14 protein-coding genes are annotated in these 17,152 nt (G+C 65.3%); 1 reads left to right on the top strand and 13 read right to left on the bottom strand.

Features of this window, described 5'->3' with window-relative positions:
- Positions 1–291: 291 nt before the first annotated feature.
- From E0702_RS03330 to E0702_RS03305, 6 genes are all read right to left on the bottom strand, one after another.
- Positions 292–723 (bottom strand): hypothetical protein, encoded by a 432-nt coding sequence (locus E0702_RS03330; RefSeq protein ID WP_132041527.1) that lies wholly within the window; start codon positions 721–723, stop codon positions 292–294.
- A 12-nt stretch (positions 724–735) separates the two neighbouring features.
- Positions 736–1,194, bottom strand: a complete 459-nt coding sequence (locus tag E0702_RS03325; RefSeq protein ID WP_132041526.1) for a 2-hydroxyacyl-CoA dehydratase — start codon at positions 1,192–1,194, stop codon at positions 736–738.
- Between the two features lie 163 nt (positions 1,195–1,357).
- Positions 1,358–1,831 carry a LabA-like NYN domain-containing protein gene (locus E0702_RS03320; RefSeq protein WP_132041525.1) on the bottom strand — a complete coding sequence of 158 codons (474 nt, stop codon included), beginning with the start codon at positions 1,829–1,831 and terminating at the stop codon, positions 1,358–1,360.
- 5 nt (positions 1,832–1,836) lie between these two features.
- Complete coding sequence (locus tag E0702_RS03315) at positions 1,837–2,298, bottom strand: DUF6586 family protein (protein ID WP_132041524.1); 462 nt, start codon at positions 2,296–2,298, stop codon at positions 1,837–1,839.
- Entirely contained in the window at positions 2,295–4,925 is a 2,631-nt protein-coding gene (topA, locus tag E0702_RS03310; RefSeq protein WP_132041523.1) for a type I DNA topoisomerase, read from the bottom strand. Before topA ends, E0702_RS03315 begins: the two co-directional genes overlap by 4 nt.
- Before the next feature lie 240 nt (positions 4,926–5,165).
- Entirely contained in the window at positions 5,166–7,712 is a 2,547-nt protein-coding gene (locus E0702_RS03305; RefSeq protein WP_439952321.1) for a DUF3141 domain-containing protein, read from the bottom strand.
- Positions 7,713–8,021: 309 nt separating this feature from the next.
- On the opposite strand from E0702_RS03305, the gene lipA reads away from it, so the two are divergent.
- Entirely contained in the window at positions 8,022–9,089 is a 1,068-nt protein-coding gene (lipA, locus tag E0702_RS03300; RefSeq protein ID WP_132041522.1) for a lipoyl synthase, read from the top strand.
- A 213-nt stretch (positions 9,090–9,302) separates the two neighbouring features.
- On the opposite strand, the gene lipB is transcribed toward lipA, so the two are convergent.
- The 7 genes from lipB to mrdA form a co-directional block, all read right to left on the bottom strand.
- The gene (gene lipB / locus E0702_RS03295; RefSeq protein ID WP_132041521.1) at positions 9,303–9,971 is read right to left on the bottom strand and encodes a lipoyl(octanoyl) transferase LipB; all 669 of its coding nucleotides are present in this window, start codon (positions 9,969–9,971) and stop codon (positions 9,303–9,305) included.
- The gene (locus tag E0702_RS03290; RefSeq protein ID WP_132041520.1) at positions 9,971–10,282 is read right to left on the bottom strand and encodes an HP0495 family protein; all 312 of its coding nucleotides are present in this window, start codon (positions 10,280–10,282) and stop codon (positions 9,971–9,973) included. Before E0702_RS03290 ends, lipB begins: the two co-directional genes overlap by 1 nt.
- A 409-nt stretch (positions 10,283–10,691) precedes the next feature.
- The gene (locus E0702_RS03280; RefSeq protein ID WP_132041518.1) at positions 10,692–11,903 is read right to left on the bottom strand and encodes a D-alanyl-D-alanine carboxypeptidase family protein; all 1,212 of its coding nucleotides are present in this window, start codon (positions 11,901–11,903) and stop codon (positions 10,692–10,694) included.
- 46 nt (positions 11,904–11,949) lie between these two features.
- Positions 11,950–12,933, bottom strand: a complete 984-nt coding sequence (locus E0702_RS03275; protein ID WP_132041517.1) for a septal ring lytic transglycosylase RlpA family protein — start codon at positions 12,931–12,933, stop codon at positions 11,950–11,952.
- A complete protein-coding gene (gene mltB, locus E0702_RS03270) occupies positions 12,930–14,018 on the bottom strand; it encodes a lytic murein transglycosylase B (RefSeq protein ID WP_132041516.1) in 1,089 nt (362 codons plus the stop codon). Before mltB ends, E0702_RS03275 begins: the two co-directional genes overlap by 4 nt.
- 37 nt (positions 14,019–14,055) lie before the next feature.
- Positions 14,056–15,216, bottom strand: coding sequence for a rod shape-determining protein RodA (rodA, locus tag E0702_RS03265; RefSeq protein ID WP_132041515.1), 1,161 nt, complete (start codon positions 15,214–15,216; stop codon positions 14,056–14,058).
- Positions 15,217–15,238: 22 nt separating this feature from the next.
- Positions 15,239–17,128 carry a penicillin-binding protein 2 gene (mrdA, locus tag E0702_RS03260; RefSeq protein ID WP_132041514.1) on the bottom strand — a complete coding sequence of 630 codons (1,890 nt, stop codon included), beginning with the start codon at positions 17,126–17,128 and terminating at the stop codon, positions 15,239–15,241.
- Positions 17,129–17,152 lie beyond the last annotated feature (24 nt).

The following is a 17,152-nucleotide window of genomic DNA, read 5'->3' as shown; positions in this document are numbered from 1 at the left end:
CACAACGTCAGTGACATCGCCTGGGCACCTGTCGGCGCCTTCGCGCGGCAAAGCCGCCCTCCCACAGAGACTCTCGATTCGGGGCGCCTGTCGGCGCCTTCGCCGGTTTGCTGTGGGAGGCCGGGTCCCCCGGGCGAATGGAGGCCGAAGGACTCCCCGGCGACAAGCACAACGTCAGTGACATCGCCTGGGCACCTGTCGGCGCCTTCGCGCGGCAAAGCCGCCCTCCCACGGTGACTCTCGGCAAGCTCCCCCCTTCCCCCGCCACCTATCCCCCGCCAGGGAGTACGTTCACTCCTGGCGTTCGACGGTGAAGATGGCCTGTAGCTTGTCCTTCTGGCCGTAGAGATGCACGGTGGTGCGGTCGAAGGGGAAGCGCTCCAGATAGGGGCTATCGTTGTTATAACGCGGCTTGTGGGCATGGATCAGGGCCGCCATGAGACGCTCGCGGTTGGCCCTGCCACAGGGACCGATGGAGTACCAGAGCGCCTCGCCGGGCTGCAGGTGCGCCTCCCAGCGTGGGCGAGCCTCGCCGTGCTGGATACCGTAACGCGCGCTGCCGCTTTCGCCGACATAGAGCAGCTCCTGCACCTCCATGTTGCCGGTCTCCGGGTCTTCGGCCGCACGATAGATGCAGTAGATCCCCGGTTCGTCCGTGGCCTGGGCGATATCCTCATCGCTCCAGTAGCCGAGCATCTTGGGCGAAAGAATCTGGTCGTTCATGGCCACTTCTCCTCAGTAGTCCTCGAGTCGCTGCATATCACGCGCCACACGCCGCACCTCTGCCTCGTGGCCGCGGGAGAGCGCCGCGAAGAAGGCGTGCTCATCGCGACCGACAGCACCCTCGGCTCGATGCTCATAGAGGTCCTGCAGGGTACGATGCGCGGTCAATGCCGTGGCGAGCACGCTCTGCACACTGCTGCAGTCGAGGCTTTTGGGCAGGCGCTCCAGCATGGGGGGGTGCGGAAAGTCACTCGGGTCATCGAACCAGGCATCGAGCACGCCGCGTTGATCCTCCTGGCGATACTCCTCGAGCTCGCGCTGCATCTTCTCTTCATGCTCGGCCAGGTACTCCAGGGCCATCTTCACGCGCTCGCTCACCTCGCCCTGGGCCAGTGCCGTGTACTGCTCGCCGAGGCGTCGATGAAAGTCGACCGCCCAGTCGACCAGCTCCTTCACCTGATGAAATCGCATGGCGTACTCCTCTCTCGGACGGCTCGTGATGGTCAGCCGTGGCAGCCGCGTGACGATGGGCTGATATCTCAAGCGTAGCCAAGCTGGTGGAGCGGCGCCTTGCCGGGCATCAACGAACGGTGATGTAGCGTGCGCCAATGGTTGCCATGGCTAGCGACGAGGATCAGAGCAACAGCGCGCCTTCGATGGGCACGAAGTCGCTGGCCTCGCGCACCAGGGAGTCGGCGCTGAGGGAGGATACCCCGACGACCGTGACCCTCACCCCGTAACGGTCACGCAGCCGGCTCACCAGCAGGTCGAAGTCGCCGTCGCCGGAGACCAGCACCACATGATCGACCAGCGGCCCCGCTTCCATGGCATCGAGAGTGATCCCGACATCCCAGTCCCCCTTGGCCGAGCCATCGCGGCGCTGGATAAAGGGCTTGAGCTTCACGTTGAAGCCGATGGCACGCAGGATCGTCTGGAAGCGCTGCTGGCGAGGATCGCCGCGCTCCACCGCGTAGGCGTTGGCCACCACTATCTCGTGGCCCGCGGCGAAGCGGGCCCAGAAGGCGTTGTAGTCGAAATGGCGGCCGAAGGCCTGGCGGCAGGTGTAGTAGACGTTCTGAACGTCGACGAAGATGGCCAGGCGCTCCACCCGGCCTACCACTCCTGGCTAGTCTGGCGGAGCGCGGCGATCTCGGCCTTGGCCTGACGCAGGCAGTCATCGAGCGCCTGCCCCAGTTGGGCGGCGCCACCCACGGCGATCAGGCCAGTGCCGCCATGGCCACGGCGGGCGGCCCCCTCATCGCCATGCAGCGCCGCAAGCCTGGCGATCAGCCAGTGAAGCCAGCTGCCCTCGCGGGCAGCCAGCTCGCGCAGCCGCTGCAGCTCGGCGATGCCGGCCCCCTCGGGGCCGAGCAGCTCGCGCCAGTCATGGTTGGAGAGGCGGGCATGTTCGGTCACCTCGCGCAGCAGCGCCTGAAGCGCCAGTTCGGTCAGCGCCAGGGCGCCCTCCTCTGCCGCCATGCGCCGGGCCTCGGTGTGCTCGTCATCGCCGGCGGGAACCTGCAACAGCAGTTCGGCCTGGTAGAGCAGCTGATTGGTGCGTGCGCGAGGGGTCACTTGCGCTTGTCCTCCACCTGCCACTTGCTGCCGTCATAGGTCGCCTTCCAGCCGGTGGCCTTGCCGTTTTCGTCGCTCATCACGAACTGCTCCCTGGTCTTGCGCGAGAAGCGGATCTGGGCGGGACGACCATCGGGGTCCTCGCTCGGGGCATCGAGCAGGTAGCGGTACTTGTCGGGCAGCTCCTCGGCGTGAGCCTTGAGCTCCTTGACCAGCGGCGGCCGGGTCTCACGGTTCTTGGGGAACTTGCTGGCGGCCAGGAACAGGCCACTGGCGCCGTCGCGCAGCACATAGTGATCTTCGACCTTCTGGCAGGCCAGCTCCGGCATGTCGATGGGGTCCATCTTGGGCGGTGCCACCTCGCCGCTTCGCAACAGCTTGCGGGTGTTCTTGCACTCGCTGTTGGTACAGCCGAAGTACTTGCCGAAGCGTCCGCTCTTGAGCTGCATCTCGCTGCCGCACTTGTCGCACTCGATGGTGGGTCCATCGTAGCCCTTGATGCGGAACTTGCCCTGCTCGATCTCGTAGCCGTCACAATCCGGGCTGTTGCCGCAGATATGCAGCTTGCGCGTCTCGTCGATCAGGTAGCTGTCCATGGCGGTGCCGCACTTCGCACAGCGATGCTTGGCACGCAGGGCATCGGTCTCGGCGGCCTCGTCGGCATCGGCGGCCACCGCCTCTTCCCCGGGCAGCAGGTCGATGGTGGTCTTGCAGCGCTCCTTGGGCGGCAGGTTATAGCCGGAGCAGCCCAGGAAGACTCCGGTGGACGCCGTGCGGATCTGCATCTTGCGCCCACAGCTGGGACAGTCGATATCGGTCGGCACCGGCTGGTTGGGGCGCATGCCCTCCTCGCTCTCCGCGGCCTGCAGCTCCTTCTTGAACTCGGCATAGAAGGCATCGAGCAGTGCCTGCCAGTTGCGCTCGCCCTCGGCCACCTCGTCGAGGCCGTCCTCCATGCGCGCGGTGAAGGAGTAGTCCATCAGGTCGGGAAAGGACTCCTTGAGGCGCTCGGTCACGATATCGCCCAGCTTCTCGGCATAGAAGCGACGGTTCTCCAACTTGACGTAGCCACGATCCTGAATGGTGGAGATGATGGCGGCATAGGTGGAGGGCCGGCCGATGCCGCGCTTCTCGAGCTCCTTGACCAGGCTCGCCTCGGTGTAGCGCGCCGGGGGCTTGGTGAAGTGCTGGCGGGGATCGAGCGCCTCCAGGCTCATGGCGGTACCCTGGGCGAGGTCCGGCAGTGACTGGTCCTCCTCCTTGCGGCCCATGGGCTTCATGACTCGCGTGTAGCCGTCGAACTTCAGCACCCGTCCCTTGGCACGCAGCTCGTAGCCGTCGGCCTCCACGGTCAGGACGCTGGAGAGGTACTCGGCCGGCGTCATCTGGCAGGCCACGAACTGACGCCAGATCAGCTCGTAGAGGCGCTCGGCATCACGCTCCATGCCGGACAGGTCGGTGGCACGCCGGCCTACCTCGGAGGGTCGGATCGCCTCGTGGGCCTCCTGGGCCCCCTCCTTGCTGGAGTAGCGAAGCGGCGACTCCGGCAGGTAGCGGGAACCAAACTCGCTGCCGATAAAGTCACGCGCACTCTCCACGGCATCCTTCGAGAGATTGGTGGAATCGGTACGCATATAGGTGATATAGCCCGCCTCGTAGAGGCGCTGGGCCAGGGTCATGGTCTTCTTGACCGAGAAGCCCAGGCGGCCGCTGGCGGCCTGCTGCAGGGTCGAGGTGATAAAGGGGGCGTTGGGTTTCGAGCGGGTCGGCTTGTCGTCCCGGGCGGTGATGACAAGCGACGCCTTGCGCAGCGCCGCGATGCGCTCCAGGGTCTCGGCCTCGGAGGTGGGCCGGAAGGCCTTGCCGTTCTGGCGCACCAGCTCGAAGCGCACCGACTCGCCGCTGTCGGCCATCAGGTCGGCATGAACGTCCCAGAACTCCTCGGGCACGAAGGCGCGGATCTCGCGTTCGCGTTCGACGATCAGCCGCATGGCCACCGACTGCACGCGCCCCGCCGAGAGCCCGCGCGCCACCTTGGCCCACAGCAGCGGCGAGAGCATGAAGCCCACCACCCGATCCAGGAAGCGCCGCGCCTGCTGGGCCTCGACCCGCGGGATATTGAGGGTGCCGGGGTCCTCGAACGCCTCCTGGATGGCGTTCTTGGTGATCTCGTTGAAGACCACTCGCTTGTAGCGTGCAGCGTCGCCGCCGATGGTCTCGCGCAGGTGCCAGGCGATCGCCTCACCCTCGCGGTCAAGGTCGGTGGCGAGATAGACGGCATCGGCCTTTTCGGCGAGCTTCTTGAGCTCGGCAACGACCTTCTCCTTGCCGGGCAGTATCTCGTAGTTGGCCTTCCAGCCATCCTCGGGGTCGATCCCCATGCGGCGAATCAGCTGAGCCTGGGCCTTCCGACGCCGATGCTCTGCCTTCTCTTCCGGCGACATCTTGCGAGTGGCCGCGGCCTGACGAGCACGCTCCTTGGGATCGGAGGAGGTCTTGCCCGAGCCGCTGGTCGGCAGATCGCGGATATGACCTACGCTCGACTTCACGATGAAGTCGCTGCCGAGATACTTGTTGATCGTCTTCGCCTTGGCCGGCGACTCGACGATGACCAGTGACTTGCCCATAGTGCTCCACTCAGTGTCGGTGACACGGGCGCGGTGCCGTGCCTGGCGAATTCCTGCCGCCCTACCTGGGCGTTTGAAAAATGCGCTTACCCTACCCCAGCACCAGGCATCACGCCAGTGGCACACCGGAGCCGCACTCTGACCCTAGACCGCAGATCCGGCTCGGGCAAGCCTCTCCAGAAGCCACAATGCCCCCGTTGCAGAAGGCAACGGGGGCATTGAGTGTGGCAGGGTCACCGATCAGCGCGACCCCTTCCCACCTTTCGGCTTGCGGCGGGTAGCGCTGCCACGTCGCTGTGAAGGCGCCTGCTTGCCAGCCGGCTTGGCCGTTTCGGGCTTGGCGACTTCGGGCTTGGCCGTTTCGGGCTTGGCGGCTTCTGGCTTGGTGGCTTCTGGCTTGGCGGCTTCTGGCTTGGCGGCTTCTGGCTTGGCGGCTTCTGGCTTGGCCGCTTCTGGCTTGGCGGCTTCTGGCTTGGCCGCTTCGGCCTGGGCCTCCATGACCTCCTTCAGCTCACGGTAGGCCAGGTGCTGGGCCTGGGCCTGCTCGCCCAGCCAGGCTTCGGCCTCGGCACGGGACTCCGCCTCGATCCGTGGGGCATGGTCGATGGCGCGCTCGAAGAGCTCCCTTACTCGCGCCATGCGCTCCGCCGATGCTTCAGAAAGCTCGCCACTGGCCGCCAGCACATGCTCGATATGGTCGAGATACGCCGCGATCTGCTCGCCGCTCTGTCCATCGAGCAGCCTCGGCAACGCTTCGATCGCTCCCTCCCGGTCCAGCTTTAGGATAAAGAACTGCTCTCGCATCAGACACTTGAAGTCGGCCAGCGAGAGCTTCGGCTCGAGCTCGGCGTGGGAGGCCCGCAGGCGCTTGAAGTTGCGCTCGTCGGTGGAGGGTGCCCCTCCCAGCACGTAGATCAGGGCGCGGACCACCGCCTCGTGACTGCCACCCTCGGCAAGACGCTCGACAAGCTCGGCACGCCGGCGCTCGACGAAGCGACGATGCTCCGGTTCGGCGCCGGGGCGACGACGATGGACATGAGCATCCCCTCCCAGCCCGACCAGCGCCTGCAGCAGCGGCTGGCCATAGATATCCAGGAACAGCCGCTCGACACTGCCATCGCGAAGATCACGCCAGGCATTGAGACTGCGCGTGATCTGATCCGAGGCGATCGACTCCACCACCCGCAAGAGATTGGCCTCCTCCAGGGGGTGGCGATCGGCGCGGATGTGCTCGGCCAGGACGGGAATCGAGGCCATCAACGGATTGCGATCCGAGAGCAGTCGATAGCCCAGGCGGCTGGGGTGCAGCCGACGCATCCAGTGGGCCGACTCGGGCGTTGCCATGGCACGCACCCAGGGCTGAACGAAGAGCCGATAGAGACCCAGATTGATCTCCGAGATCCGCGCCACGGTCGCGAAACGGGTGTCGTCCTCGAGGCTCGGCTTCACCACCTCATCGAGCTCCTCCACACTGCGGGGCATGAACTCGAGCAGATAGTCGCGCTCGATCAACTCGCTATCGTCGCGCTCCTCGGCCTCGGTGACCGTGGTCTCGTAGAGGCCAGGGGGCAGCACATCGATATAGTCCATGTTGGCGGTGAACTCGGTGTGCTCCTTGCGCGATACGCTGCCGGACACGAAGATGCCGAGGTGGCCGGTGGTGTCGTGAATGCAGTAGACGATGGTCTGCTCATTGGCGAGGATATCGTCACTCCCCTCGTAGAGGTCGCGTATCCAACCCAGCGCCTGTGGCGGAGGGGTGATGTCGTCACCCTGGGAGCAGAACACCACGACCGGCGAACGTAGGTTGCGCAGATCGATACGGCGGCCATCGGAGGTCACCAGCTGGGCGGTGGAGAGCCGGTTGCCGATAAACAGGTTATCGACGATATACTGGATCTCGTCGCCACCCAGCACCACATGGCCACCCCACCAGCGCTCGAACTCGAGATAGCGCTCGGCCTCGCTATCCACCTGGGAATAGAGACGATACTGCTTCGACCAGAAGGTATTGGCCGGGTTGAGGTTCTCGAAGTTCTGCACCAGCCAGGCACCATCGAACTGACCGTTGCCCAGGTCGCTGAGCAGCGAGGTCATCCAGCTGCCCCCGGCCATGCCGCCGGAGTAGCGCATGGGGGCCTTGCCGCGCTCGCCCGCCCAGTAGGAGAGCGGCGCACCGGCCGTCAGAATCGGACCGAATAGATCGGGCTCCAGGGAGGCGGCCATCATCAATTGCCAGCCTGCCTGACAGTTGCCCACCACCATGGGCTTCTCGGAGAGCTCGGCATGGCGCTCATTGATATGGCGCAGGAAGGCGATCTCCGCCTCCACCACGTCCTCGACCTGCTGGCCGGGCACCGGATAGGGCAGGAAACCGATAAAGTAGCAGGGGTGGCCGGCGCGCAGCGCCACGCCGATCTCGCTATCGGGCTTGAAGCCACCGATGCCCGGGCCGTGACCGGCGCGCGGGTCCACCACCACGAAGGGACGCATCTGCAGATCCGTGGGCTGCCCCGCGGGGGGCACGATACGCAGGAGCTCGTAGTTGACCGGGCGAGGCAGGTCGCGACCATCCATCAGCACTTCGGACTCGAAGCCCAGCACGCTGAGGTTGGTCTGCTCGATATGTTCGAGGTATTGATTGCCACGCTGGCGCATCACGTCCAGGAACAGCACTCCGCGCTCGAACGCATCGAGCCAGTAGCGGCCGGCGGCACGCCCGAAGCCGAATGGATCGACCAGGGAGAGCGTTTCGGCCGGCGCCGAGGGTATCGGAAGGGTCATCATGTGACCTCCTGGGGTTGGCGGTCAGGGAATGGAATGGACGACGTGCCGTTCGGTCGGCACTTGTTGCACTGCAATATAACGCAATTGAGTGTCGACGACGAGTCTCGGCTGGTTAGCGACGGAGCAACGCGGCTGCGGTAGCATGCCACACCAGTCTCAATACCATGCCGCAAGCGCTCAGCTATGGTAAATTGTCAGCCGTTATCAGCCACCCAATTGCGCCTAGGCGGGCCAGACCGGGCCAAGCCCGCAGCGGGACACCGCGGCCACGCCAGCCCAACAGACGCCGAGCGGAGGGGTTCACACCCTATGAGCGACAGCACCCCGAAAACCACCATCTCCAGCGGCCAGAAATTTCGCACCGAGCACGGTTTTGCCGCCATCAAGGACGGCATCAAGCAACGCCGCGAGCAGGGCGAGCACGATGAGGGCGGCGTGGCAACAGGCCGCAAGCCGAAGTGGCTGCGCGCCCAGATTCCCGGCGGCGAACGCTTCGAGGCCGTCAAGCGCAACGTCAACGAACATCGCCTGAGCACGGTGTGTGCCGAATCCCACTGCCCCAATATGGGGGAGTGCTGGAGCAACGGCACCGCCACCATCATGCTGATGGGTTCCGTGTGCACCCGCGCCTGCCGCTTCTGCGCCGTGGACACCGGCAACCCTGGCGGCTGGCTGGACGACGAGGAGCCGTCCAACACCGCCAAGTCGGTGGAGCTGATGGGGCTGCGCTACGTGGTGTTGACCTCGGTGGATCGTGACGACCTCGACGATGGCGGCGCCACTCACTACGCCGCCTGCATCCAGGCCATCAAGACCAACACCCCCGAGGTGGTGGTCGAGGCCTTGACCCCCGACTTCGACGGGGTTCACGCCGCCATCGAGCGGGTCGTCGACTCTGGCCTCGAGGTGTTCGCCCAGAACGTCGAGACCGTGGAACGTCTCACCGAGCGGGTGCGCGACCCTCGCGCCGGCTACCGCAAGACGCTGGACGTGCTGGCTCACGCCAAGGCTCACAATCCTCGCGTGCTGACCAAGACCAGTCTGATGCTGGGCCTGGGCGAGAGCGACGAGGAGATCCTGGCCACCTTCGACGACCTGCGCGCCATCGGCGTGGATATCGTCACCCTGGGCCAGTACCTGCGCCCAACCCGCAACCACCTGCCGGTGGAGCGTTGGGTCAGCCCCGAGGAGTTCGACCGCTATCGTCGCCTGGGGCTCGAGAAGGGCTTTATGGAGGTGGCAGCGGGGCCGCTGGTGCGCTCCAGCTATCGCGCCGATCGGGTGTTCGAGAAGAACAACCTGGGGCTGGCGGCGCCCGCCGAGGTTCCCGGCCAGGCGCCGGATGCCAACCGCATCGACGCGATCAACGTGGGATAACACATCCTCGCCCCAGGGCTTCCGCAGATAGTCTGGCAGTTCGGTAGCCCGGGGCTGATCTGGGGACAAGCCCCGGAGCGCCGGACCGACGAGGAGGCGCTGTTAATACCTCCCTGTACGCTACCTCAGCCGTCCCTGGTCTTCGGACCTCCTCTTCGGCTTGTCCCCAGCGCCCCTTGATTCCGGCAACTGCGATAGCCCTGGCCTTCGCCCTTACCCCTCGTCGTTTTGAAGCTCCCGCCCCAGCTGCCGTGCCAGGCAGTGTGCCAGGTGCTCACCCGCCGCCTCCACACCGGGGCACTCATCGACCAGGTCGGCCAGGCGCGTCATCCGCATGCCGGCATAGCCACAGGGGTTGATGCGCTGAAACGGTGACAGATCGCCGTCGATATTGAGCGCCACGCCATGGAAGCTGCCACCGCGGCGAATGCGCAAGCCCAGCGAGGCGATCTTGGCCTCCCCCATACCCGGCTGCTCCAAATAGACGCCGGGAGCATCGGGGCGCGCCCGCGCCTCGACCCCATACTCGGCGAGCATGGCGATCACCGCGTCTTCCAGGGCGGTGACCAGGTCCCGTACACCCAGCCCGGCCCGGCGCACATCGATCAAGGGGTAGAGCACCACCTGGCCCGGGCCGTGGTAGGTCACCTGACCACCACGGTCGGTCTGCACGACCGGGATATCACCAGGCAGCAGCAGATGCTCGGGCTTGCCCGCCTTGCCCTGAGTGAAGACGGGATCGTGCTCGACCAGCCAGAACTGATCCGGCGTGGCGGCATCGCGCTGGTCGGTCAGCTCGCGCATTGCGCTCCAGACGGGCTCGTAGGGACGACGACCCAGGCGATGCAGTTCGATCGGCGGATGCGCGACTTGATCGCTCATCACACCACCATATGCACGCGGCCGGTCGCCTTGAGCTCCTCGAACAACGCCTTCAGCTGAGCCTCGCTGGTGGCGATGATGGTGAGCCGAACCGACTGAAAGCGGCCATTGCGGCTGTCGATCACCTGCACGCTGGTGGCGTCGAATTCGGGGTCATGACGGCAGGTGATCTGACACACCACCGCCGCGAAGTCATCGGCGGCATCCCCGACGACCTTCACCGAGTAGTCGCATGGAAAGGTGATCTTGGGTGGCTTGCCGGAGACCGGCTGGCTGGGGCGACGCAGATCGCGCAGTGACTTGTCGTTCATGCGAGTTCCAGAGAGTCGAGAATAGGCGACCATTTTACTCAAGCCCTGTCCGGGTGACCAATACTAGGTCCAAGCTAACAGGGCAATTGCAATTGCAGGAGCCGAGGGGCGCTGGGGACAAGCCGTAAAGGAGGTCCTACGCCAGGGGTGAGAAGCATGGCTTCGAACGGGCTGGCCATGGATGGCCAGCACCGGTCCTGCAAGCGGAGCAGGATGCGAGAGCGAAGCAGGGCGTCGGTAGCGCCCAGGGAGGGGTTCACAGCGCCTCCTTGACGGTCCGGCGCTCCGGGGCTTGTCGCCAGATCAGCCCCGAGCTATGGGCTACATATATCCGATAGCCCTGCATAAACGACGTGGAGCAAGCCCCCTGGGCTTGCTCCACGTCGACTGGGCTGGGCAACACGAGTGATCAGCCGAACCAGCCACCGATCAGGTTGGAGAAGAAGCGCTGCACCTGGTCGATCAGCTTCTTGATGAAGCCACCCTCCTCGACCGTCTCCAGGGCCACCAGGGGACGCTCGCCGACCAGCTCGTCACCCAGACGCACCTCCAGGGTACCGACCCGGTCGCCCTGCTGGACCGGCGCCTCGATATCGGCCTGGATATCCAGCTTGGCGGTAAGCTCATCGTTTCTCGCCCGCGGCACGGTCATCACCACGTCGCTGTCGACGCCGACACGCAGCTCATTGATCTCCCCGCCCCATACGCGCGGGGTATTCAGCACCGAACCGCGATCGTAGAGCTTGAGGGTCTCGAAGTAGCGGAAACCATAGCTGATCAGCTTCTGTGTCTCCTGGGCACGCGCCTCCTCGGAGTTGGTACCCATCACCACCGAGATCAGGCGCATGTCGTCACGCTTGGCCGAGGCGACCAGGCAGTAGCCCGCCTCCTCGGTATGCCCGGTCTTGAGGCCATCGACGCTGGGATCACGCCACAACAGACGATTACGGTTGGGCTGACGGATGTCGCTGTAGGTGAAGTACTTCTCGGCGTAGATCTTGTAGTGTTCCGGATAGTCTTCAATGATATGGCGCGAGAGACGGGCCAGATCCCGGGCCGTGGAGTAGTGGTCCTCGGCCGGGAGACCGGTGGCGTTACGGAAACTGGTATTGATCATCCCCAGGCGATCGGCGTGTTGGTTCATCAGGTCTGCAAAGGGCGCTTCGCCGCCTGCCAGATACTCGGCGACGGCCACGCTGGCGTCATTGCCCGACTGGATGATGATGCCGTAGAGCAGGTCGCGGATGGAGACCTCGGTACCCACCTCGATAAACATCTTCGATCCCCCGGTGCGCCAGGCGTTCTCGCTGACCGGCACCCGGTCCTCCATGCTGATGTTGCCACGATCGAGTTCGCGCTCGACCAGATAGGCGGTCATCAACTTGGTGAGGCTGGCCGGCGGCAGGCGCTCGTCGGCGTTATGCTCGGCCAGGACGCGGCCGCTGTCGGCATCCATCAGGATCCAGCTGCTCGCCGCCAGCTGGGGCGCTGCGGGTATCAGCGTCTGTGGCCGAGGGACCGGGACCTCCTGGGCCATGGCAGGGGCGATGATAAACAGTGTCAGGCTGGCCAGCAGCACGGCCAGCCGACGACCACATCGTAGGAAGAACAGCTCTTTCATGGGGTGACTCTCGTCAGGTCATTCTGGAAAAGGGAGTGGAGACCGATCACTCGGCCCCCTTGACGATAAAGCTATCGCCGAAGCCGGCACGCCGCAGCGCCTGGCGCAGCGGCTCGAGCTGGGCGGCACGCGTAATGGGACCCACCTGCACGCGATGGACCCCCGAGCCCCCTGCCACACGCACCGGCTGCGTCAGCTCGCGCTCGAGCCGGGCACGCAGCGCCCGGGCATTGCTGGCAGAACCCAGCGCGGCCACCTGAAGATAGAGCGGGCGTTCCGTGGTGCGGCCATCGCCATCCAGGGAACTACTCTCCAGGGGGCGACCCTCCGGTGCCTGGGCCCGCGTGACAGGCGTCTGGTCAGACACCGGGGCCGTCGGTGACGTCCCCGCCTGGACGACGTCCTGGCGCTCGACGGTGCCACTCTCACCCGCCCTGCCGCTACCGTTCTCGGCCAGCCAGCGATCGACGTCGATGGCCTCGACCCGCACCCGGCCAGTGCCGTTGTCGAGAATGTCCAGGCGCGCCGCCGCGGCATAGGAGAGGTCGATCTCGCGGTCACTATGGAAGGGGCCACGGTCATTGACCCTGACGATCACCGAGCGGCCGTTGTCCAGACTGGTGACCCGGGCAAAGGTCGGCAGCGGCAGTGAGCGATGGGCCGCCGACATCTTGTACATGTCGTAGATCTCGCCATTGGAGGTGGCGTAACCGTGGAACTTCTTCCCATACCAGGAGGCCGTCCCCTGCTTCACGTAGCCGCTGGCATCGGGCAGCACGTGATAGGTCTTGCCCCACACCTGGTAGGTGGGCCGATTGCCGCCTCGTGAGCGGGGCTCATGGCGCGGCTGCGCATCGGCGACTCGACTGACATCCGGCGGCTCCTCGGGATAGGCATCGCCGGACATGGCATATCGCCCAACCTGGGATATCGTATCGGCCTGTCCCGAACCGCCCGGCTTGGCTCCACCGCCGCCGGCACAACCGACCAGGGTGGCGGCGAGGGCGATGCCCAACCAGCGTAGCCTCATCGACGCGCCTCCTCGTCATCGATATCCACCGCCAGGTGCCAGCCGCCCTCGAGGTCACGCGCCTTCGCGATGGCCTCGGCCAGCTCCATCACCGCCATGGCGTAAAGATGACTGTGGTTGTAGCGGGTAATCACGTAGAAGTTGACGTCTCCCAGCACATAGCGCCAGTTGCCTTCCCCCTCCTCCAGCGCCACCGGCAGCAGAAGCTGCTCATCGGGCAATGCCGCGGGAACCTCGATGCCGGCCTCACGCAGCGTTTGCACACTTGCCGCGGGGCGCCGCGCCGCGCGATTGAAGTCGATCTCCTCGGGTGGCCGTGCGGGACCCGAGGCCTGATACAGGACCGGCTCGCCGGCCTGCCAGCCGTGTTCGGCGAAGTAGTTGGCCACGCTGCCGATGGCATCCACCGGGTTGTTCCAGAGATCACGCAGGCCATCGCCATCGAAGTCGACGGCATAGGCGCGATAGCTGGTGGGGATGAACTGCGGATAGCCCATGGCACCGGCATAGGAGCCCTGGGGCTCGTTCGGCGCAACCTGCTGCTGGTAGGCGATCTCCAGGAAAGCCGCCAGTTCGCCGCGGAAGAAGTCGCCGCGTCGTGGATGGTGGAAGGCCAGGGTCGCCAGGGAGTCGAGCACAGGGTGCCGGCCGGTGATGCGCCCGTAGCGGGTCTCGACGCCGAGAATGGCGGCGATGATCTCCTCGGGAACCCCATAGGTCGCCTCGGCGCGGGCGAAGGCCTCCGGGTGCGCCTCGATAAAGGCAGCGCCGGCCTCGATGCGCTCGTCATCCAGGAAGATCGCCCGATACTCGTCCCAGCGCAGGCGCCGCTCGGCGGCGCCCGACATGGCGTCGAGAACCTCCTGGCGATAACGTGCCTGCTGCATGGCACTCTCCAGCCAGGCACGCTCGATTCCGTCATCGGCCAGCTCATCGACCAGCTGCCGGGCACCGCCATGCTGAGTGGGCGAAAAATGCTGTGTGGGCGAAAGCTCCTGTGCCGCCAGCGTCGAGCTGGCCAGCAAGGCGGCACAGGCCACCGTCGCCAGGCGCCTCTTCCTTCCATGAATCCATGACGACGTCATGTACGCTCTCCCCTGTCGATGCCAGACCCTACCGCGGTCAGCGAGGCAGCAGCCGGCGGTGGGCATGAATGGCCATGAGAATACCGAAACCGGCCATCAAGGTCACGCTGGAGGTGCCGCCATAGCTGACCAGCGGCAGCGGCACACCGACCACCGGCAGGATGCCGCTGACCATGCCGATATTGACGAATACATAGATAAAGAAGGTCAGGATGATGCTGCCGGCCAACAGGCGCCCGAAGGTCTCCTGGGCCTCGGCAGCGAGCCACAGTCCGCGGCAGACGATCAGCAGATAGAGCAGCAGGAAGGTCAGCATGCCCACCAGGCCGAACTCCTCACCCAACACCGCGACGATAAAGTCGGTATGTCGCTCTGGCAGGAATTCGAGCTGGGACTGGGTGCCCTCCAGCCAGCCCTTGCCCAACACGCCACCACTGCCGATGGCGGTGGTGGACTGGATGATGTTCCAGCCGGCTCCCAGCGGATCGCTGTTGGGGTCGAGAAAGGTCAGCACGCGCCGGCGCTGATAGTCGTGCATGTTCATCCACAGGAGTGGCAGCGCCGCCGCGGCCAGGGCGGTGAGTAGCCCGATGATGCGCCAGGAGAGCCCCGCCAGCAGCACCACGAAGATCGCCGCGGTCGCCACCAGCAGCGACGTCCCCAGATCGGGCTGCTTGGCGATCAGCACCACCGGTGCCCCGATGATCAGTGCACATACCGCAAGATCCCCCAGCCTGGGCGGCAGTTCACGTCGACTCAGGTAGGCGGCCACCATCAGCGGCATCGCCAGTTTCATCAGCTCGGAGGGCTGGAAGCGGATCACGCCCGGCACCACCAGCCAGCGCTGGGCCCCCATGCCGGTATCTCCGACCAGCTCTACCGCTATCAGCATCACCACGCCGAGCAGATAGGCCGGCAGCGCCCAGCGCATCAGGGTCGCCGAGCTGAACTGGGCGATCACCACCATTACCCCCAGCGCCACGCCGAAACGGACACCCTGGGAGATCACGGTATCGATACGCTGACCACTGGCGCTGTACATCACGACCAGGCCGGCTCCCATCAGTACCAGCAGCATGCCGAGCAGCCAGGGATCCAGGTGCACCCGCTCCCAGAAGCCGCGTCGACGCGCCATACCACTGGCCGACGCCTTGACCGGGTGGGGCCGCCAGTGACGCGACAATCCACTCAACGCCATGGATCAGTACTCCGCCGAACGCTCATTCTTCCTCCATCTCCTCACGGATCTGCTCTGCATCGGGCTGCTTGTCGTCCAGCAGCCAGGCATCGGTCATCGCTCGGGCCAGGTGGGCCGCATGCGTGCTGCCACCACCGGCGTTTTCGACGATCACCGCCACCGCGATCCGGGGTGACTCAATCGGCGCGAAGGCCATGAAGAGAGCGTGGTCACGCAGCCGCTCGGCCAGTTCATCGGCGTTATATTTCTGGTCCTGTCCCAGCGAGAAGACCTGAGCGGTGCCCGACTTGCCCCCCATGCGATACTCGAGCCCTACCCCCGTGCGTCGCGCGGTTCCTTCACGACCGGAGATCACCTTCTCCATGCCGGAGAAGACACGATCCCACCACCCCTCGTTGGCCAACTCGATATCCTGGGGGGTATCCGCCAGGGGGGTCGGCAGTGCCTCATCGCCGAGGCGCATGGCCAGGCGCGGCTTGACCCAGGTACCACGATTGGCCAGCACCGCGGTGGCCGTTGCCAGCTGCAGCGGCGTGATCTGCCAATAGCCCTGACCGATCCCCACCGACAGCGTCTCTCCGGGGTACCAGGGTTGATTGTAACGCTCGCGCTTCCACTCCCGGGATGGCATCAGGGCACGGCTCTCGCCGAAGATGTCGTGGCCGACCCGTGTGCCGAAACCGAAGTTGGTCATGTTGGCATGAATGCGGTCGATGCCCAGCTCGTGCGCCAGGGTATAGTAGTAGGTGTTGTTGGAGACGGCGATGGAGCGTTCGAGATCGACCCGGCCATGCCCCCAGCGCAGCCAGTTTCGATAGCGCCGCTTGTCGTTGGGCAGCTGAAAATAGCCAGGATCGTAGATGGTATCTTCGGGCGTGATCACGCCTTCGACAAGGCCCGCCAGGGCCAGGAATGGCTTGATGGTGGAGCCGGGAGGGTAGTGACCGCGGATCGCTCGATTGTAGAGCGGCAGATCCAGATCTTCCTGCAATCCACGGTACGAGGCCACATCGATGCCGGTAACGAACTGATTGGTGTCGTAGCCTGGCGCCGAGACCATCGCCAGGATTCCTCCGGTGGCGGGCTCGATGGCGACGATGGCACCTCGCCGACCATCAAGCAGATCGTAGGCCAGATGCTGGAGCTTCTTGTCCAGCGTCAGGGTCAGGTCCTTGCCGGGCGTGGGGTCGGTGCGCCCGAGCTCGCGGAGCACTCGGCCCCTGGCATTGGTCTCCACCTTGCGCAGGCCGGACTCGCCATGCAGCTCGTCCTCGTAGAAGCGCTCGACGCCGGTCTTGCCGATAAAATGGGTCCCCGCATAGCGCCCTGTATCCAGGCGCGCGAGCTCCTCGGCATTGATGCGTCCCACATAGCCCAGGGCATGGGCCATTACCTCGGCATCGGGGTAGTAGCGAAGCAGCTGCGCTTCCACCTCGACCCCCGGCAGCAGGTGGCGATTGACCGCCAGCCGCGCGATCTGCCCCTCGTCGAGGTCGCTCATCAGCAGCGCCGGCTGGAAAGGCCGCTGACGCTGGCGCGAGCGCACACGAAAGGCCTCTACCTCTTCAGGGGGCAGCTCGAGAATCTCCACCAGACGATTCAGGGTGGCGTCGAGATCCTCGACCCGTTCACGCACCAGGGTGAGGTTATAGGTCGGCCGGTTCTCGGCCAGCAGCTCACCGTTGCGGTCGTAGATCAAGCCGCGCGTGGGTGGCAGTGGCTCGACCCGCACTCGATTCTTCTCGGAGCGAGTGGTGTAGACCTCGTGCTGCACGATCTGAAGATAGGCCAGCCGGCCCATCAGCAGGCCGGTCAGGGCAAACACCACCAGCAGCGCAAGCAGCGCACGCACCCGAAAGATGCGCAGCTCCTGTTCGGGGCTCTTGAGATTTTGACGTGACCGCTTGCGCATGGAGTGTCCGGTGGGCGAGTCGAC

This window comes from Halomonas marinisediminis, assembly GCF_004347715.1.
Lineage (GTDB): Bacteria > Pseudomonadota > Gammaproteobacteria > Pseudomonadales > Halomonadaceae > Halomonas > Halomonas icarae.
Note: the sequence above shows the minus strand (reverse complement) of the source record. Positions and strands in the feature narration are given on the sequence as shown.